This window comes from Paenibacillus sp. MMO-177, from assembly GCF_037147795.1.
GTDB lineage: Bacteria > Bacillota > Bacilli > Paenibacillales > Paenibacillaceae > Pristimantibacillus.
In genome coordinates this window covers 894049-913021 of the sequence record NZ_JBBCUR010000002.1, presented here as the reverse complement: position 1 = coordinate 913021, position 18973 = coordinate 894049, and the positions used below count along the sequence as shown (strand labels likewise).

Sequence of the window (18973 nt, the reverse complement as noted above, 5' to 3'; positions counted from 1 at the left end):
CTTGAATAGTGAACGTTCGTATCCCACTGACGGATCGGCTCTTTGACGTGATCGTTTACCTCGTTATTTCGCTGGTAGCCGTCTGTACCCTTTATCCGTTCCTGAATGTGCTGGCTATATCCCTTAATGATTCAACCGACACGGTAAGGGGAGGCATTACGGTTTTTCCCCGGCACCTGACGTTTGACAATTATTCGCTCATTTTCTCGTTCGCAGGGCTGCTTACCGGGCTCAAAATTTCGGTGCTGCGGACATTGGCCGGAACGGTATTGGGGCTTATCAGTTCCTCCATGCTGGCTTACGTGCTAAGCCGGGCGGATTTCGACGGACGTAAATTTTTATCCATGTTCCTGGCGCTGACGATGTACGTATCGGGCGGGCTGATCCCTTTTTACCTCCTGATGCGCGATATGCATCTTATCGGAACGTTCTGGGTGTATGTGCTGCCCGGAATCGTAAGCGCATTCAATGTATTTATCATCCGTTCGTTTATCGACGGGCTGCCGTATGCCCTTCAGGAATCGGCCAAGCTGGACGGAGCTAACGATTTTACGATTTACTGGCGCGTCATTCTCCCGTTATTGATGCCGGCACTGGCAACGGTTGCGTTGTTCCTGGCGGTTGGCCAATGGAATTCCTGGTTTGATACGTATTTGTACAATGGCTCGAAGGAGCATTTGACCACGCTGCAGTTCGAGCTAATGAAAGTGCTGCAGAGCACCCAGGTGGGCAGCAACGGTCAGGAGGTTAATGGGACGAGCATGAATCAAGTGATGAATAAAATTTCTCCGGAATCGGTCAAGATGGCGATCACGATCATTGTTACGGTCCCGATTCTACTGGTATACCCGTTTCTGCAGCGGTATTTCGTTACGGGCATGACGCTTGGCGCGGTGAAAAGCTGATTCATCTAACCACGGTATCGGCAGGGTAGCCTGTTTATACAATATACGAATCTAAAATGGGGGTATACGGATGGTAAAAGCAGCGGAAATCTCGAAGCTGGGCATGGTCTTTACGCTCGCGGCAGGTGTGTTGGCCGGATGTGCGGGAAATGGAAATAACGGCAATGGCAATGTTGTAAGCGATAACACAGGCAAGGAGCAGGGAAATGAGACCTCCCCGGTTACCTTCTCGTTCTTCAGCGAGGATGGCAATCCGAATTGGAGGAATATGCAGGATGATGTAGGCAAAGAAATTACAAAGCAGACAGGCGTTACCCTTGATGCCGAGTTTGCGGTTGGCGATCCTGCACAGAAGGTAGCCCTTATCGCGACCAGCGGGGATTATCCCGATCTTATCAGCCCCAAAGGGGATTTGAACAAATTGGTCGATGCGGGAGCCATGATTGATCTGACGGATTTGATCGAGAAGTACGCCCCAAATCTGAAGAAGCTGTTTGGCGATCAAATTAATCGTTTGCGCTACAGCAACGACGATCCGTCCATCTACGTGATTCCGACCTATTCGGCTGTTGACGGCAAAACGTTCGTAGCGGGAGGCGGATTCGAGCTGCAGCACCGCGCGGTGAAGGAAGCGGGTTACCCGCAGATCAAGACCCTGCAGGATTACGAGAATATAATCAAATCCTATTTGGAGAAGCACCCGACGGATGAAAACGGGAATAAGAACATTGGACTTACCCTTAACGGGGATGACTGGCATACGTATATTACCGTAACCAACCCGGCAGCCGAAACGACTGGCAAATCGGGCGACGGCGAGTATTATATTGATCCGAAAACGAATGAAGCTACCTATCATTACCGTACGAAAGGCGAGAAAGAGTATTTTCAGTGGCTAAACCATATGTATAACATCGGGCTGCTGGATAAAGAAAGCTTCGTGGAGAAGAATGACCAGTACTTGGCGAAGATTGCCTCCGGTCGGGTAATCGGTTTGATCGACGCGGATTGGGGTTATGCGGACGGCGAAAAAGCACTGAAAGCTGACAACAAGCTTGACCAAACCTACGGGCATTACTCGGTTATGTTGTCGGACGCTTATAAAGATAACCGCTTCCAGTCCACGGGCTTTATGGCAGGCTGGGGAGTAGGCATTACAACATCCTGCAAAGATCCGGTAAGGGCGATTAAATTCCTGGATTATCTGGCATCGGAGCAAGCCCAGGTACTTAACAACTGGGGGATTGAAGGCAAGCATTATACGATCCAGGATGGTAAACGCGTAGTTCCGGAAGATGTTCAGAAGCGCATCATTAACGATAATACGGCTTTTAGTCAAGAATCCGGCATTGGCTTCTATTCCAATATTGGCGCGCATTACGGTGATGGCGTCAAGGATTCCACGGGCAATTATTATACGAAAAATTTCCCGGAGCAAATCGTGAGCACGTATACAAGCGCCGATAAGGAAACGCTCAAGGCTTATAACGCTACAACCTGGAAAGACCTGTTCCCGAAAGAGGAAGAGTTCCCGGTCAAAGCATGGGGAGCCGCTTGGAATATAGCGGTACCAGGTGACGATGAAGTGACCATCCTCGCCAATAAAATGAAAGACATCACTTGGAAGCAGATTCCGCAAATGATCATGGCGAAGCCGGAAGACTTCGATAAATTGTGGGACAACTACCAGAAGGCATTGCTGGATGCAGGTGTCGAGAAAATGGAAAAAGGCTTTACGAAGTATGTTCAGGACCGCGTTAAGCTGTGGAATGAATAGACCTTAATTGAAATCGACCTAGGAGAGAGAAATAGTGAAGTCATACTGCAATCCCGTTATTAGCGGGTTTCATCCAGATCCCAGCGTCTGCCGGGCGGGAGAAGATTATTATTTGGTGACAAGCTCGTTTGAATATTTTCCGGGCGTTCCCTTATTTCACAGCAGGGATCTTGTCAATTGGGAGCAGATTGGACATGTTCTAACGCGTACGGAACAACTGGATTTAAGCAAAGCCGGAAGCTCGGGCGGAATTTATGCGCCAACCATACGCTATAATAACGGAACGTTCTTCATGACTACGACCAATGTGTCCGGCGGAGGCAATTTCTACGTCCACACAGACGACCCGAGAGGAAAGTGGTCAGATCCCGTCTTTGTGGACCAGCCGGGTATTGACCCTGATTTGTTTTTCGACGAGGACGGCACCGTCTATTATACGACTTCCCATGATGCCAAGGGGCAAGGCGCTTACCAGAGCCGAATCGATATAGCAACAGGAGAACGCTTGTCGGATATAAGCTTGATATGGAAAGGCACCGGCGGACAATATCCGGAAGCACCGCATCTATACCGGATTGGCGAATGGTACTATCTGATGATCTCCGAGGGCGGAACGGAGTACGGTCATATGGTGACGATTGCGAGAAGCCGGAAGCCGGACGGCCCATTCGAAAGTTGTCCGCATAATCCGATCTTATCCCATCGCAGCCTGCTGAATCCCATTCAGGCGACGGGGCATGCTGACCTGATTCAAGCACCGGATGGAAGCTGGTGGGCGGTGTTCCTTGGCATCCGTCCTGCCGGTTATCCCAATCATCATTATCTGGGCCGGGAGACCTTCCTGGCTCCCGTTACATGGACGGAAGATGCATGGCCTGTCATTGGAGAGAACGGAATGATCGGTGCAGTCATGCCAGCGGGCAATCTTCCACTGCAGTCCAAGACGGAGCCTGCGGCAAGAGACGACTTTGAAGACGCGTCGCTTGCCCCATGCTGGAATTTCCTTCGCTTGCCGGATCCAAGAAACTGGTCGCTTTCCGGGAAGAAAGGCAGCCTAACGTTATACGGCTCGGGGGATACCTTGGACGAAACGGGAATTCCGTCTTTTGTCGGGCGGAGACAGCAGCATTTTACCTTCCGGGCAAGTACTCATCTAGCTTTTGCACCAAAGCGGGATGGGGAAGAAGCGGGTATCGCCGTGTATATGAACGAACGCTTCCATTACGAGATTGCGGTCACGCAAATAGCAGGCGCGCGCAAGCTGATTTTCCGCCGAAGGCTTGGCACGCTCTGGAAGGTAGAAAGCGAGATGCCGTGGTCGGCTGACACGATTGTACTTAGCGTATATGCCGACAAAGCCAATTACGTTTTTGGCTTTGCAAGAAACGAGGAAGAAGAGCCAACCCCGTTTGGACAAGGAGAATGCAGAATGCTGGCCACGGAGGTAGCCGGCGGTTTCACCGGCGTATTTATTGCGATGTATGCGACAGGCAATGGTGCAAGATCCAGCGCTCCGGCTTATTTCGACTGGTTTGATTACCAGGCTTTCGAGTAACTATTATTTGAATTTTCCAAACGACAAGCCCGCTTGCAAGTAATGCAAGCGGGCTTTTTTTAGAGGAACGGCTCTACCCGCGGCCAGCTCTAGGCAGGAACCCATAAAGAAAAGCCGGCATATCATTAATTATTGTCGGCAAGAGGGGAGACGGGGAGAAAATTGCATTGGCTTAGTATTTTGGGAATCGGTCTTGCGTCTAATCTTGACAATTTGGGAATCGGCTTTTCCTTTGGCACCCGGAGTATAAAAATTCCTATTCGTTCTAACTTGCTTATTGCTGCTTTATCAACGCTATCTGCTTACATCTCAATAACATGCGGTCATTTCATTGCAACGTATACGTCGCCAACCTTTGCGAATGCCATTGGCGGCGGCATGATTATGGCCATTGGCCTGTGGGCGATAATCAAGTCACTGACGGGAGTTAATAGAAAAAAAGCATCTATTGATCCTGCGAAGCTGCAAAAATCATATAAAGCAGACCATGACGGAGATATCATCATAACGTGGAAGGAAACATGGACTCTTGGTTTTGCTCTTTCGATAAATTGCATTGCCAGCGGATTAGGCGCGGGAGCTACCGGCGTCTCGGCATGGGGAACAACGATTTCGGTAGGAGCGTTCTCGATTATTACCATTGCATTGGGTTCGCATCTCGGGCAACAAATATCCAATACCGTGCTTGGGAGGTATTCCAATGTAATCGGTGGAGTTATCTTAATTTGCATAGGTATTTATGAGATTGTCAACTAAGCCATTAGACCAATTATGTTGAACAAGAAAACAGCAGCTTCCGTCATTCCGGAAGTTGCTGTTTGGAGTTGGGACGGTCAGTTTCGTAGTCTGCTGCGTTCTTTTTCGTATTTGGTTCGTCCTCATTCATCAGGCCATGCATGCCGGATTTAAACTCCCGAACGGTGCGGCCAAGCGCACGCCCAAGCTCGGGGAGCTTTTTGGGTCCGAATAGCAGTAATGCAACTATAATAAGAAGAATAAAGCCGGGCATTCCGATGTCAGCCATCAATGACCCTCCTAAAATAATGTAAACGCTATACTTATTATAAACGCAACTTCTCCTAATAGAAAGCAGCGGGGAAGCTTCTTGCTTTATTCCATGCAGTGAGTTAACTAAAAATCGTATCGAATATGGACTCAATTTTGTTGGCAATATTAAATTGACCATTCTCGAATTTCCACATGACGATTGCTCCAATCATGGCTGCCGTATAGGCATCGAAAAGCTTCTTGGCCGATTCAGCCTTAAAAAAGCCGCTGGTTAATTAAACCGGCGGCTTTGTCGTTATTGCTAGCTAAGATTCTTATAATCGCTAGGGCTGTGCCCCGTGTGCTGCTTAAACACTTTGCTTTTTACTTTTATTTTTCTTGACTTGGAGTGAACTCCGGGTTGTATAATCACATTTGTTACGGTTAGAGAAAAAAAGACATTAGGGAGATAGGAGATTCTTACTCGCAATGAATGCAAACAAAAAATCGAATTTCATTCGTCAAGCCTTGCTGCTCGGGTTATTTTCGACGCTAGGTCCGTTTACGATTGATATGTATCTGCCGGCGTTCCCTGAAATCGTGGAGCAACTTGGCTCGTCGGCTTCACTTGTTCAGTTCAGTCTCACCGCCTGCTTGCTGGGACTTGGCATCGGCCAGCTTGTGATGGGCTCGCTAAGCGATGTCTATGGCAGACGTATTCCGCTGCTTATCTCGATGGCCTTTTACGTGGCGTCCTCACTCGCTTGCGCATTCGCGCCGAATATCGTTCTTTTGATCCTATTCCGCTTTATTCAAGGCGTTGCCGCTTCGGCCGGCATTGTTATTTCCCGCGCGATCGTTCGCGATCTGTACAGCGGTCACGAGCTTACCCGATTCTTCTCGCTGCTCTTGCTCGTAGGTAATTTGGGACCTCTCGTGGCACCCGTTGCCGGAAGCGGAGTGTTGTCGGTTACCTCCTGGATTGGCGTCTTTATCTTCCTTGCGCTGCTTGGCATCTACCTGCTTTCCGTGACAAAATGGAGCCTCAAAGAAACGCTGCCGGTCGACCGACGCAGCCCTTCGAATTTCGGGCAGCAGCTGCGCAACTACGGTTCGCTGTTAAGGGATCGCCAGTTTGTCGGCTACATGCTGGCACAAGGCATTATGATCGCGGGGGTGTTCGCTTATGTATCGGGAACGCCGTTTATTTATCAAAATATTTACGGAGTATCGCCGACCGTATTTGCCCTTCTGTTCGGCTCTAACGGGGTCAGCCTGATCATCGGCTCCCAAATTGTCGGACGTCTCGCGCATCGCGTATCTGAACGCAGCTTGTTGTTATTTGGTCTTTGCCTTGCCTTGTTGGCAAGCATCATCGTTGTAGTGGTAACGCTTGTTCAAGGTCCGCTGTTTACGCTTGTTATTCCGCTGTTTATCTTTGTTGCCTCGATTGGCATTACCTCAACGGCAGCATTCCCGCTTGCCATGGAAAGTCAGGCTAATCAGGCGGGCAGCGCGGCTGCGCTGCTTGGCGTTATTCCATTCCTGCTTGGCGCGGTTGTTGCCCCGCTTGTTGGCATCGCCGGGGAAGATACGGCTGTTCCGCTTGGGATTATTATTTTAATCACAAGCATTGCGGCCATGCTCGCTTACTTCCTGCTCGTAAGAAGAGGGACGAGTGAAACAATTCGGAAAATGAATAATGAATCTTATGGACAAAAAGTCGTTTAAAAGCTAAAGGCGGATGCCTCCTACGGGGGCATCCGCCTTGTTTTGATACCGGATTTCATTGGTCCAGGTAAGCCGTCTATCCTTCTATCCAACCGATCGATTGTCAGATTTTATTGCTATAAATAAGCGGGTTCAGCGGACTGGCGGCGAGATCGCCGGGCTTGCAGCCAGGCAGCCAGTTGCGCAGATCGTTCTCCCTGGGCTTGCTGTCCGGAGTTGCGATGCGGGTACCGTCCGCGACATAGATGACCGTCATGACTTTTCGCATGCTGTCGGTCGGATTGCCCGGGGCGCAGTGCATCGTCCAGCCTGCATGGAAGGTGGCGTCGCCCGCGGACATCGCGCCGTAGTTAACCGTGGGGATTTGCTTGCCTTCAATATATTGACCCAGCGTTTTATGCGATTCGTCGGAAATTTCCTGCTTGCTTACATAACCGAGTGTGTGGGTGCCGGATGCGAATGTCATGGTGCCCACCTCTTGCGGAATCGGCACCAGAGGCATCCACATCGTAATCGTATTGCTCGTATCAAACGGCCAGTAGATTTGATCCTGATGCCATGGCGTATGGCCGCCGCCAGGTTCTTTGAACAAAGCCTGGTCATGGTACATGCGAACGCCGTCCACGCCCATCAGTTCCGCTGCGATTTGGCCGAAACGTTTGGCCAGCGAGAACAGGCTGCAAGCTTCGCTTTTTTCCCACAGATTGCCGACCTGGATGAAAGCTTTTCCGTAAGTATCGCGTTCCGATACCGGCTTGTCATGATAATTCAATTTTTGTACCCATTCCGTAATGATCGGCTCATATTCCGCGATTTCTTCCTGCGTGGCCACGTTCTTGAGATAGATATGGCCGTCCTCCTGATAACTTGCGATTTGTTCCGCGGTCAGTGCATATTCCGAGTCCAGCGTGTACGATACTTCGTTCTTCATTTGCATTTCCTCCTTAAAGTTTTTTTTGTTGCTTGTTCCTGTTTGACTTCCTGCCACAGATTGTCTGCGATCCGTTTAAACAGCCGTTCGCTGCAACGATCAAAGTAAGGCTGGGCTGATCGAAAGCGGATAACTCACCAGCCAGAACGTAATGAGATAAATCAATCGTAAGAGCGAATTGGGGGATGGCCTGGATATACCCGGTTGTCCGGATCAGATCCTGCGTAATGCGACCCCGGTGTGTTTGCCTGATGAATTTCCATGCGCGGAGCAGAGGAAGAGCCGTCATTGGCTTTACGGTAAGTGATCGTACCCACTCCTTTCTGATTGTCAATTTCGCTCTCATTGTATCGCAGGAAATAGGGAATTTCTTTGTAAAACCGGTTGGTTTTTTTGTCAAAAACAACTGAGAATACTTGCGCCGCATCTGATATAATTGAGCTACAATTTCTTCGCTTAAGGGGTCATTCATGAACAAGCTTGCCGAATTTATAACAAATCATCCCGTTGTGCCTTTTATCCGCGAATCCGATTTTGCAATCCGTACCCCATGGTCCATGCCGGAAAGACGGCTGCTCGATTATTTGCTGGTATATATTCAGAACGGACGCTGCCGGTTTTGGGTGGACGGCAAACCTTATCTGTTCGAGCAGGGAGAATTTTGCCTGATCCAGCCAAACAGCTTGACGGCTCTTGAAGGCCTCAGCAATACGGTAACTCCGTTTGCGCACTTTGATCTGTTCTATAATCCCAAGAGGGAGAAAAGCTTTCCTACGAAGGCGGGTCAGACGGTTTTAACCGCTTATTTGCATTTGCTTCAACCCCGGCTTGACGACTTGCTGGGACTTGATATCCCATGCAGGCTTAACCTTCGTAACCGTTCGAAATTTCGCGATACTTTCCTGCGGGTCGTAGAGTACTGGCAGTACCGCGACCCGATCATGCAGCTTCGCGCGCAGGCTGGCATGATGGAATTGTCGATTCTGCTCCTGGAGGATTACTTGGCAGAACGGCCGTCGCAGAGCATCTCGCAGCAAACGCTTAATTGGATTACTTCCTACTTTTCCCTGCATATTGACCAGGACGTCCGCATTGAAGACATGGCCAAAAGGGCAAACCTGTCCCCTTCAAGATTTAATGCGGTGTTCAAAGAGCAATATGGCGTTACGCCGCATCAGTACCTGCTTGACATGCGCATCAGCCATGCCCGCGAATTGCTGCGAACGACCGATCTGTCCCAGGAACAAATTGCCGCATATTGCGGATTTGCGGATGTTCATCACTTCTCCAAGAGTTTCCGTAAGAAAACGGGGCTGCCGCCGGGGCAGTATCGGAGCGAACAATAATAATGCGTACAACCTTGCAAAAAAAGCCCCACCGACCGGTGGGGCTTGATTTTTAATATAGATACTCACATTTAAAATTGGAAATCTCTGCTTGAGAGTCTTTGCCGAAGGCATACAGCCCGATAATGACGCCGGTAAATCCACCGGCGACTTCCGAAGAGAGATACTTCGTCTGTGCCGATCCCAAATCAATCTGCCCGCCGTCCGTAACGATATGGAAGCTGTAGCGGGTATGGCTTGCCTTGATGAGCAGTGACGCCTGATTCATTTGCTTCAAATTCACATCATGCACGATTGACTTTATGTCGCCTATATTCAGGCGTTGAATTACCTTATACCCGTCATCATACTTGCGGATGGCGATATCATAATGATGATTCTCATCCATGTACAGGGTTAAGCCCGCTTCTCCGCTGGTTAAGGAGACATCGCAGGAGATATCCGCGATAAATTCCTTTTGACGGATGCCGATAAAGGTCGGGGAGTCCGCCTGATCCAGCGAAATCTCCGTGCCATTCAGCGTCAGCTTGCTCTGTTCAAGCAAATAGTTGTCCGGCTCAGGAGTCCGGAGATAACACCAATCTATACCCCAGTCCGTATTTTCAAAGGTAAAACATGTCTTCTCCGTTTGAACAATCTGATCCGAAATCAGAGCGGTTTCAAAGCTGCTTAGGGTAGTGCCGTTATGGCCAGCCGTGAACCAGCCATCCTCTCCGAAGGTAACAGGCGTAAGGAAGACTTCCCGTCCAAGATGGTGGTAGGCAAGCCATTGGCCGCTTTGGCGGAAGCCAAGATGAAGCATCCACCAATTCCCGTCACAATCCTGAATCAGGTCTCCATGACCAACAGCCTGCACCTCATAGCCGCCTAAATTGCGATTGGTTAGGACAGGATTGTCGGGATAAGCCTCAAAGGGACCATGTAAGGATTCGCTTCGCGCGTAAGTAACCATATGCCCGAATTCGGTGCCGCCCTCGGCCGCTACCAGATAGTACAGACCGTTAATGTTGTACATATGCGGAGCCTCAAGGAAACGACCTCCCGTACCTTGCCAAATCGTGCGGCTTGGAGTCAGCTTGCGGCCGGTTTCAATGTCAATCTGACATTGCGCAATCCCTCCAACTCCGAAATCATCGGCTCCGTTGCTCATGAAATAGGCTTTTCCGTCTTCGAAAAATAAATCCGGGTCAATGCCGCCTTGATCGACATAAACCGGTTCGGACCATTCTCCGTAAATGTCATCCGTCCACACGTAGAAGTTTTGACGGGTGGTATCATTGGTGGTTGTCATGTAGAAGCGTCCGTTATGGTTGCGGATCGTAGGGGCAAAGACGCCGCCGGAGCTATTGACTTTTTCCAGCTGAATCTGGCTTTTTCTAGTCAGGCAATGGCCGATTTGATGCCAGTTCACGAGATCTTTGCTTTCGAAGAGCGGAACGCCGGGGAAATACTGCATGGAGCTGCATACGAGATAATAAGTGTCCCCAACCTTGCATACGCTTGGGTCGGGATAGAAGCCTTTAATAACCGGGTTGTTGAATTTCATATCGCTACCTCTAATTCATCAAATGTTGGGTAATGGCGCCAATAAGGAAATTAAACAACATAAGCGCCATGCGTACAATGGTGTAAGAGGGAAGCGGCGAACTATTTTCGTTGAATTCATATTCATGTGAATTTATCTACTCGTCTTCGGGATAAACACGGATAACGATATCCTTATCGTGATTGCCAAAGCCGGCGCCGTAAAGCGTTAATCCGCCAACGTTAGGACTGGATTCATCAACCGTAAAACGAAGCGTCCAAAACGGCTCCGCCAGCCGGAGATCGGCTATAGTAACATCAGACATTCGTTCGTTATCCATAAAGGTGCCGTCCGTATCCACGCGAATTGTCTTCCATAAGCCGTATTGATTCACGTTGCGATGCCACCAATCGGGCGTGTACCTGCCCCGCGCGGCTCTCCCGAAATCGGCTGGACTTGTCCAGGTTCCGAGGTCTATTCCGTTAAAAGCGAAAGCGATATCGGAAGGCCAATGATCGCTGAGACCGGGTGCTTCCGAAGCGATTTCCATGGAAATCTCCAAGACGCCGACCGTTTGATCGGGCTGCAAATAGTTAGGCGTTTTATACTCCACGTATCCTTTTCCAAACCAAAGAATAGAGGCGTTCACCCGTTCCGGATCGAGAAAATAGCGGGGATCGTCCCAGACGCCAATCTCCATCTCGCGGGTTCCAAGCCCGCAGGTCGGATAGACCTCAAAGGCGGTATAATGGCCGACCGGGATGGATTGCTCTCTGAATGGCCGAGGCTTGCTTGTGACAGGCAATTCAATCTCGATATGCCTTTCCGTCAGAAAGCATATTTTGTGGGTTCCGCCATTCCGGCGGACTCTGCGGCTGCCAACCAGTCCGGCTTGTTCTAGCTTGCGGACATGCATCGATATGATGGACGGACTAAGCTGCATGAGGCCGGCAATATCTTTGGTGTTCATTTCTACATCGGCGAGCAGCTCCATAATTCTCCACCTAACCTCGCTTGCCAGCGCGTCGTATAAAGGCAGAAATTGTTTGTCTCCGTTAGCTCTGATCATCTATTGCTCCTATGTCGTTAATAACTTCCTAAAAGCTCCGTCTTCAGCCTTCCCTTACACCATAAAGGAATTTTTGAGTTTAAACAAGAAATGAAGATCTTCATTTTTGCACATCGGAACCAATCAAGGATGAGCATGGAAATATTGGTTATAATAACCCGGTCACAAATTCAATTAAGGGAGGAATTTTTAGAAATGGCAGCACATTTAGGCGCTCACGAAACGATGGAGATCCATGAAATTTTAACTTCTGCTATCAACGGCATTAACCACTTTCAACTATATCGTTCCATGGTTACGGACCAACAATTGTCGCAAATTCTCGACCGCCACGCTCAAATGATGTTGAGCGAATATCAAACGGCGGTACAGTCGTTAAATCAGCAGAGCTCGGGGCAAACGACGCCGTATAGAACGATGGAAAATCAAATGCCAAAATACGGTCTGGATCATCCGGCGCCGCAAAGCCCAAATCTCGCAGGCACGTTTGACGACCGCGCCATCGCGACCGCTATGCTGCTCTGTCATAAGAACTCGGCAGCGAAAAAAATGATGGCGGCTTTGGAATGCGCGGATCCTCAGGTTCGCCGCATGCTGCAGCAAGGCTCGGTGAATTGCGCCGAACAAGCTTACGAGGTATGGCAATATATGAATCGCATGGGCTATTATCAAGTGCCGACGATGAAGGAAGAGACAACCAATACGATTCTTCAGACGTATCAGCCTGCAGCAAATGCAATGAATCAACCGATTAACGAAACGTTTCCGTTCCGTCAATAAGCGGAGAAATTCTGCTTTTAACGAAATATCGCCTTAGAAGAAAAGCCGCCGCATTTCAAAATGCAGCGGCTTTGTTTCTTTAGATAAAGGAGCTTCCGAAACCTTGTCGAATATGTAAGACAAGAAATTTTTTCCTCCGATATGCCTCGATTTTCCTCATGGTTGTCCGATGCAAAATGTACGTGATCACATTCAAGATGGGACGTGATTAGCTTTGCAGCTGCGGATGTATAAAAGGCTTTTCGGCAATCGAAGCCATGCGCTTCAAACGATGATCATTTCCAATTTATTCATTCTTCACATACCGCTGGCTATGGGGGTATTTCTGTATACCAAGGTTGAAACCAGCCTCGAGAAGAGCACCAACAGGTCCAATGAAGCGATGCTGGAGCAGCTAAGGCTGACCCTCGACAATAAATTGTCGGAAGTGGATTTGCTCGCCCGTCAGGTTGTATTCGATCCCAAGCTGGATTACATGCTGAAGATACAAGGGCATCCCAGCAGTGCCGACCGGTATCAGTTCGTCGAATTTATGAGGGACAAGCTGGCCCGTTACCGGAATATGACCAGCAGCTTCATTTTTGATTATTTCATCTATTTCTCGCGAAGCGATACGATTATCAAATCGGATCAGCTTACCGATTCGCATACGTTTTACGAAACAAATTATACCTTTAAAGATCAATCCTACGAGCAGTGGAAAGCCGGAATGCTGGAAAGCACGCATCAATCGGCTTATCTGCCGGTGACTTCCCTCTCCCGCGGACTTAATCCTCTCGCTAGTCTCGAGGTTATTCCGGGCGATGTCATCGTGTACGAACAAACGCTGCCCGTCAGCTCGCCATCGGATCATCTGGGGAACTTTATCGTTCTGATCGACGTGAATGAGATCAAAGCCATGTTCGCCCAGCTCGAATCGGCAAGCAACAGCGACATCTATATTCTGGGTAACAACGGACAGACGATTATGAGCACCGGCTCTGCTTTGTTCCCGGCTGACCTGCTGAAGCGAATGGATCAGACGAACGCTCCTTTTGCCTACAAGATGGGGGGAGTGGATCAGATGGTATCGTTCGTAAGCTCCCAGAAAGCGGGCTTCCGCTATGTATCGATTACCCCGAATAATGTGTTCATGAAGCAGGTGAACCAGATTCAAAGCTGGGCGCTTGGATTATTCCTATTATGCCTGATCGCCGGACTTCTTGCGGTTATTGTTGGGGTATACCGCAGCTATAAGCCGCTGCATGCCACCATACATGCGATTATGCGCGGCAAAGCCATAAACGGACGCTCCTTCTACAATGAATATGAGTTCATAAGGCAGACGTTTGAGGGATCCATTCACGAAGAAAAGCATTTGCGGAATACGCTGACCAGGCAGACACCGTTCATACGGGCGAATTACTTGTCTCGTCTGCTGCACGGCTATATGGATGTGGATCTGTCCCCCGAGAATGAAGAGTCTCTGCAACTTATGGAATTGAGCTTTATTAGCGACCGGTTTGCCGTATTTCTGGTGAAAATCGAAGATGTGCATCTTTTCTCGGACGAGGACGAAGAAAAGTGGGCAAGGGCCAGATTTGTGGTTACCAATATTGGCATTGATTTGATCGGGTCTCCGCAGAAAGGATATGTTGTGGAGCTTGAGCGGGACCGGCTTGCGTTCCTGATTAATCTGGATAAGGAGCGGAGGAACGAGGAAGTTGTCATTCGCGATATCGTGCAATCCCTTTACGAGATTCTTTCGAAGAGATTCAAAATCGGAATAACGATCGCGGCCGGAGGCGTCCACGAAGGCCCGAAAGCGATTCGGAACTCTTATCCGGAAGCACTGGCCGCGTTGGAGTACAGGTTGATTTTAGGCAAAAACGCGATTATTTATTACCAAGACCTTGCCAGCACCAAACAGCATTATTACTATCCGCTTGAAATCGAGATTCAGCTGACGAACTTCGTAAGAAGCGGGGATACCGACAATGCCGGCAAGCTGCTGGACAAAATCTACGAAATGAATTTCTCGTCCAGCCACTTCACGCCGGAGATGGGGAAATGTTTATTCTTCAATATTATCAGTACGTTCCTGAAAATCATGAACTCCACCAATATGAATCAGCTGGAGGAGCTTGGCGAGGACTTCGATCCGATAAAAGCCGTGTTTACTTATACAACGGCTGAGGGGATGCAGCGCAAGACAAAGGAGCTGTACGATACGCTTACCCGGTCCTTCAACGTGGAGCGCTCCGATCATCGCACCCAGCTGCTTCAGGACATACTGGCCTATGTGGAGCAGATGATTGGCGATTCAAATCTGGGGCTTGCGATGATCGCCGAGCATTTTCGGATGACCCCGCCGTATATCTCTACCTTCTTTAAGAAAAATCAGGGCCAAAACCTGATCGACTACATTACCCAGAAGCGGATGAAGGCCGCAAAGCTGCTGATGGACAATAAGGATCTGACGATCGCGCAAATCGCGCAGCTGGTCGGCTACAACAATGATGTTGTTTTTATTCGGGGATTCAAAAAGCTTGAGGGAATTACGCCAGGGAAATACCGGGAGACCATTGTACCGGATGCCATTAGCTTGAATGAATAGCAAGACAGTCTCCATGAGACTGTCTTTTCCTTTATAAATCGAGTACTGATCGGTTTTAAGATCCAACTGACTCGTTTTTTGCTTGCGCCGAAATCTTATGAAAATACAACGAAGATGAAAAGTAGAGCGTAGGCGCACCTCGGCCTCCGCACGTACACTTGGAATCGTAAGCGCTTGCAAGACGATGGCCACTAATTCAGGGGGAGTGTTCACACGCATGAACAAAACTTTAAAATGGTCCGGCAGTATTTTGACCGTATCGGCTCTTGCCGTGTCGCTTGCGGCATGCAGCAGCGGGAATAACGGGAGCAAGGGAAACGCCGAGCAGCAGACAAGCGGAACCGAATCGGCAGGAAGCAAGGAAACGCAGCCGCCAAAGCTCAGTCAGCTATCTTATTGGGTAGCGAATCATGCCGCGGCCGCAGCACAAATGAAAACCTACGCGGAAATGGGCATGTATAAGGAGAGGGAGAAGGAATCGGGCGTCAAGGTTGAATTCCAGCATCCCCCGCTCGACCCCGCGCAAGCAAAGGAGCAGTTTAACCTTATGATCGTGTCCAGCAAGCTTCCGGATGTGATTGAATACAATTGGAACGATTATTTGGGTGGACCTGAGAAAGCGATACAGGATAACAAAATCATCAAGCTTAACGATCTCATCGATCAATACGCGCCTAATCTGAAGAAGCTTCTCGACCAGCATCCGGACTGGAAGAAGCAAATCACGACGGATAACGGCAGTATCTATGCCTTCCCGTTCCTCCGCGGCGACGATAAGGTAAGGGTGTTTTTCGGACCCGCGATCCGCCAGGATTGGCTCGATAAGCTAGGTCTAAGCAAACCGGAGACTATCGATGACTGGTACAACGTTTTGAAAGCGTTTAAGGAAAAGGATCCCAACGGCAATGGGCAGGCGGATGAAATTCCTCTTTATCTGGACAAAGACCTGTTAAATGTAGACGCTCCATTCCTTGGCGCATGGGGAATTAACAACAGCTTCTACCAGGATAACGGTACCGTGAAGTTTGGTCCGATTCAGCCGGAATTCAAGTCGTTCCTGGAGACAATGAACAAATGGTATAAGGAAGGGCTGCTGGATAAAGACTTCGCCGCGCCTAATGCCAAGCTGCTGGACAATAAAATGACAACGAACCTGCTTGGCGCAACGGCTACCTATAACGGCGGCGGAATCGGCAAATATGCCGGTCTCATGAAGGACAAAGATCCTAACTTCAAGCTTGTTGCGGCTCCTTATCCGGTGCTAAACGCCGGGGATACCCCGATTTGGGGGCAAAAGGATTTTGCCTTTAACGGAATAGGCGCTGCGATTACGACAAGCGATAAAAATCCGATCGAAACGGTTAAATGGCTCGATTATGCCTATGGCGAGCAAGGCGAATTACTGTTCAACTACGGCATTGAGGGCGAAAGTTATACCATGGAGAACGGCAGAGCTGTCCTGAAGCAGGATCTATTGACTCCGTCTAACGGGATCAGCAGCCAGCAGGCCATTGCCAAGTATAACCGTGCCACATGGAGCGCTCCGTTTGTGCTCAGCGATAATTTCCAATTGCAATATCTCGCTCTCCCGCAGCAGAAGGATGCTCTCGAAATCTGGTCCAAGCCAACGGTTGAGCGCAAGATGCCGCTTGTGACGCCAACGCAGGATGAGAGCAGCAAATTCGCCTCGATTATGACGGATATCAATACCTATAAAGACGAGATGCTGTTGAAATTTATTATGGGCGTTGAGCCTATCGACCAATTCGACAACTACGTGAAGAAGATTAAGAGCATGGGAATCGACGATGCCGTCCAAATTCAGCAGGCTGCGCTCGAACGCTTCTCCAAGCGTTAATCCCGGAATCGGCTGGGGGGCGAGCGAACTCGCCTCCACCAGCGCGATTGCATCACCTTGAACAGAGAGGAAGGAAGGATCGATGTCCAAATGCGTCGGGAATTCAGCTTTGCTGCACACGATAAAAACGGATATGAAGCGGCATTGGGGCGTTTATTTAATGGCGCTTCCCGTTCTTGCTTACTATATTATTTTCCATTACGGCCCCATGTACGGCTTGCAGATCGCGTTCAAGGACTTTCAGCCGTCCGATGGCATATGGGGCAGCGCATGGGTGGGATTCAAACATTTTGAAAGCTTTTTTAACGGTATCTACTTCTGGCGTTTAATTACGAATACGATTCTGCTCAATCTTTACGAGCTGCTGTTTGGCTTTCCGGCGGCGATAATTTTGGCTCTTCTGTTGAATGAGATCCGGAAGAGCTCGTTCAAACGGATCGTGCAGTCCATTTCGTATTTGCCGCATTTCATCTCCATTGTTGTAGTGGCGGGGATGATGGTCGATTTTCTTAGCCGTACCGGCCTTGTGAACCAGCTTCTTGCCTCCTTCGGCATCCAGCCGATCGATTTCCTGAAGGAGGAGGGATGGTTCCGGTTTTTGTACGTCTCCTCGGGAGTCTGGCAAGGCGTGGGCTGGGGATCGATTATTTACCTGGCCGCGATATCAGGGATTGACCCAACGCTGTATGAAGCTGCGCGAATCGACGGAGCGGGGCGCTGGAGACAAACGCTAAACGTAACGCTGCCCGGGATCATGCCGACGATTATCATTTTGCTGATTCTGCAAATGGGCAATATGATGTCCGTTGGCAGCGAGAAAGTGCTCCTGCTCTACAACCCGCTTACCTATTCAACGGCAGACGTTATCTCAACCTATGTGTACCGTAAAGGGGTATTGGAAGCCAGCTACAGCTTTACCGCCGCAGTCGGTTTATTTAACTCGATAATCAGCTTTATCCTGATTGTGGCAGCCAATAAGATCAGCAGGCGATTCAGCGAGACCAAATTGTGGTGATAGAGGAGACTTGCTATGAAAAGAACGATGGGAGAGAGGGTATTCGGCTGGATAAACGTCATTCTGATGATCGGCCTTTGCGTGGTGACGCTCTATCCGTTCTTGTATGTACTGTTCGCGTCGTTTAGCGATGCAACGGCTTTTCTGCAGAACCGCGGGCTGCTGCTGGCGCCTGCCGGATTTGATTTAAGCGCCTATAGGGCCGTATTCCGCAACCCGATGATTATGAAAGGATATGAGAATACGCTCTTATACGTGCTGCTCGGAACGGCAATTAACCTCGTCATGACCGCGATCGGCGCCTATGTGTTGTCCAGGCCGAATTTGTATTTCCGGCATTTCCTGATGTTCCTCATTGTGCTCACGATGGTTTTCCACGGCGGATTGATTCCGAGTTATTTGCTCGTTAACAAGCTTGGCATGATGAATACGATGTGGGCGCTGCTTATTCCTGTCGCTATCAACACGTATAACCTGATTATTATGCGAACCTCGTTCCAGACGATTCCGGCGAGCCTGGAGGAGTCGGCTAGAATGGACGGGGCTGGCGAATGGACGATTTTATTCCGGATTGTCATTCCGCTTTCCATGCCAGTTATCGCCGTCATGATTCTATGGTATGCGGTAGGCCATTGGAACTCGTATTTCAGCGCGCTCGTCTATTTGCGCGACACAGAGAAGTATCCGCTTCAGCTCGTGCTCCGCGACATTCTGATCGCGAACAGCACGGATTCGATGATGACCGGTGCGGCCAGCGATGATAAATACGCCATTGGCGAAACGATCAAATACTCGACGATTATCGTGTCGACGTTGCCAATAATTTGCTTGTATCCGTTCCTGCAGAAGTATTTCGTTAAAGGCGTTATGATCGGGGCGATCAAAGGGTAGGAGGATA

Annotated in this window: 16 protein-coding genes; 11 read left to right on the top strand and 5 right to left on the bottom strand. The window is 49.4% G+C overall.

Annotated features, from left to right (window positions below; translation table 11 throughout):
• The first annotated feature begins 8 nt into the window (after positions 1-8).
• The 4 genes from WFK81_RS09735 to WFK81_RS09720 all read left to right on the top strand — a co-directional run bounded on the left by WFK81_RS09735 (position 9) and on the right by WFK81_RS09720 (position 4993).
• Complete coding sequence (locus tag WFK81_RS09735; RefSeq protein ID WP_336786212.1) at positions 9-905, top strand: carbohydrate ABC transporter permease; 897 nt, start codon at positions 9-11, stop codon at positions 903-905.
• A gap of 70 nt (positions 906-975) precedes the next feature.
• The gene (locus WFK81_RS09730) at positions 976-2682 is read left to right on the top strand and encodes an ABC transporter substrate-binding protein (protein WP_336786211.1); all 1707 of its coding nucleotides are present in this window, start codon (positions 976-978) and stop codon (positions 2680-2682) included.
• A gap of 34 nt (positions 2683-2716) precedes the next feature.
• Positions 2717-4237 (top strand): glycoside hydrolase family 43 protein, encoded by a 1521-nt coding sequence (locus WFK81_RS09725; RefSeq protein ID WP_442956038.1) that lies wholly within the window; start codon positions 2717-2719, stop codon positions 4235-4237.
• Positions 4238-4417: 180 nt separating this feature from the next.
• Positions 4418-4993 (top strand): manganese efflux pump, encoded by a 576-nt coding sequence (locus tag WFK81_RS09720; protein ID WP_336786210.1) that lies wholly within the window; start codon positions 4418-4420, stop codon positions 4991-4993.
• 43 nt (positions 4994-5036) lie between these two features.
• Here the strand turns inward: WFK81_RS09720 and WFK81_RS09715 are convergent, their stop codons facing one another.
• Complete coding sequence (locus WFK81_RS09715) at positions 5037-5261, bottom strand: twin-arginine translocase TatA/TatE family subunit (RefSeq protein WP_336786209.1); 225 nt, start codon at positions 5259-5261, stop codon at positions 5037-5039.
• Between the two features lie 452 nt (positions 5262-5713).
• Between WFK81_RS09715 and WFK81_RS09710 the strand changes: the two genes are divergently transcribed.
• Positions 5714-6955: a multidrug effflux MFS transporter gene (locus tag WFK81_RS09710; RefSeq protein WP_336786208.1), complete on the top strand. Its 1242-nt coding sequence runs from the start codon at positions 5714-5716 to the stop codon at positions 6953-6955.
• A gap of 103 nt (positions 6956-7058) precedes the next feature.
• Here the strand turns inward: WFK81_RS09710 and WFK81_RS09705 are convergent, their stop codons facing one another.
• Together WFK81_RS09705 and WFK81_RS09700 are read right to left on the bottom strand one after the other, a co-directional pair.
• Positions 7059-7886, bottom strand: coding sequence for a phytanoyl-CoA dioxygenase family protein (locus tag WFK81_RS09705; RefSeq protein WP_336786207.1), 828 nt, complete (start codon positions 7884-7886; stop codon positions 7059-7061).
• Between the two features lie 13 nt (positions 7887-7899).
• Positions 7900-8358 carry a hypothetical protein gene (locus WFK81_RS09700; protein WP_336786206.1) on the bottom strand — a complete coding sequence of 153 codons (459 nt, stop codon included), beginning with the start codon at positions 8356-8358 and terminating at the stop codon, positions 7900-7902.
• On the opposite strand from WFK81_RS09700, the gene WFK81_RS09695 reads away from it, so the two are divergent.
• A complete protein-coding gene (locus WFK81_RS09695; RefSeq protein ID WP_336786205.1) occupies positions 8357-9232 on the top strand; it encodes an AraC family transcriptional regulator in 876 nt (291 codons plus the stop codon). The two genes, WFK81_RS09700 and WFK81_RS09695, sit on opposite strands and share 2 nt — an antisense overlap.
• A 52-nt stretch (positions 9233-9284) precedes the next feature.
• On the opposite strand, the gene WFK81_RS09690 is transcribed toward WFK81_RS09695, so the two are convergent.
• Both WFK81_RS09690 and WFK81_RS09685 read right to left on the bottom strand, forming a co-directional pair.
• Positions 9285-10778: a glycoside hydrolase family 43 protein gene (locus WFK81_RS09690; protein WP_336786204.1), complete on the bottom strand. Its 1494-nt coding sequence runs from the start codon at positions 10776-10778 to the stop codon at positions 9285-9287.
• Between the two features lie 136 nt (positions 10779-10914).
• On the bottom strand, positions 10915-11826 hold the full coding sequence (locus WFK81_RS09685; protein ID WP_336786203.1) for an ArsR/SmtB family transcription factor: 912 nt from the start codon (positions 11824-11826) through the stop codon (positions 10915-10917).
• Positions 11827-12021: 195 nt separating this feature from the next.
• Here WFK81_RS09685 and WFK81_RS09680 point away from each other — a divergent pair, with 195 nt between their 5' ends.
• From WFK81_RS09680 to WFK81_RS09660, 5 genes are all read left to right on the top strand, one after another.
• Entirely contained in the window at positions 12022-12606 is a 585-nt protein-coding gene (locus WFK81_RS09680) for a spore coat protein (RefSeq protein ID WP_336786202.1), read from the top strand.
• A 271-nt stretch (positions 12607-12877) separates the two neighbouring features.
• Complete coding sequence (locus tag WFK81_RS09675; protein ID WP_336786201.1) at positions 12878-15202, top strand: helix-turn-helix domain-containing protein; 2325 nt, start codon at positions 12878-12880, stop codon at positions 15200-15202.
• A gap of 217 nt (positions 15203-15419) precedes the next feature.
• Complete coding sequence (locus WFK81_RS09670; RefSeq protein WP_336786200.1) at positions 15420-17060, top strand: ABC transporter substrate-binding protein; 1641 nt, start codon at positions 15420-15422, stop codon at positions 17058-17060.
• Positions 17061-17142: 82 nt separating this feature from the next.
• Positions 17143-18075 (top strand): ABC transporter permease, encoded by a 933-nt coding sequence (locus WFK81_RS09665; RefSeq protein WP_336786199.1) that lies wholly within the window; start codon positions 17143-17145, stop codon positions 18073-18075.
• Positions 18076-18090: 15 nt separating this feature from the next.
• Entirely contained in the window at positions 18091-18966 is an 876-nt protein-coding gene (locus WFK81_RS09660) for a carbohydrate ABC transporter permease (protein WP_336786198.1), read from the top strand.
• Positions 18967-18973 lie beyond the last annotated feature (7 nt).

Excerpts from the sequence above, each read along its gene's own strand:
- WFK81_RS09730 (WP_336786211.1), top strand. The coding sequence starts at position 976 with ATGGTAAAAGCAGCGGAAATCTCGAAGCTGGGCATGGTCTTTACGCTC.
- WFK81_RS09710 (WP_336786208.1), top strand. The coding sequence starts at position 5,714 with ATGAATGCAAACAAAAAATCGAATTTCATTCGTCAAGCCTTGCTGCTC.
- WFK81_RS09680 (WP_336786202.1), top strand. The coding sequence starts at position 12,022 with ATGGCAGCACATTTAGGCGCTCACGAAACGATGGAGATCCATGAAATT.
- WFK81_RS09670 (WP_336786200.1), top strand. The coding sequence starts at position 15,420 with ATGAACAAAACTTTAAAATGGTCCGGCAGTATTTTGACCGTATCGGCT.
- WFK81_RS09695 (WP_336786205.1), top strand. The coding sequence starts at position 8,357 with ATGAACAAGCTTGCCGAATTTATAACAAATCATCCCGTTGTGCCTTTT.
- WFK81_RS09705 (WP_336786207.1), bottom strand. The coding sequence starts at position 7,886 with ATGAAGAACGAAGTATCGTACACGCTGGACTCGGAATATGCACTGACC.
- WFK81_RS09685 (WP_336786203.1), bottom strand. The coding sequence starts at position 11,826 with ATGATCAGAGCTAACGGAGACAAACAATTTCTGCCTTTATACGACGCG.
- WFK81_RS09715 (WP_336786209.1), bottom strand. The coding sequence starts at position 5,261 with ATGGCTGACATCGGAATGCCCGGCTTTATTCTTCTTATTATAGTTGCA.
- WFK81_RS09700 (WP_336786206.1), bottom strand. The coding sequence starts at position 8,358 with ATGAATGACCCCTTAAGCGAAGAAATTGTAGCTCAATTATATCAGATG.
- WFK81_RS09665 (WP_336786199.1), top strand. The coding sequence starts at position 17,143 with ATGTCCAAATGCGTCGGGAATTCAGCTTTGCTGCACACGATAAAAACG.
- WFK81_RS09675 (WP_336786201.1), top strand. The coding sequence starts at position 12,878 with ATGATCATTTCCAATTTATTCATTCTTCACATACCGCTGGCTATGGGG.
- WFK81_RS09660 (WP_336786198.1), top strand. The coding sequence starts at position 18,091 with ATGAAAAGAACGATGGGAGAGAGGGTATTCGGCTGGATAAACGTCATT.
- WFK81_RS09690 (WP_336786204.1), bottom strand. The coding sequence starts at position 10,778 with ATGAAATTCAACAACCCGGTTATTAAAGGCTTCTATCCCGACCCAAGC.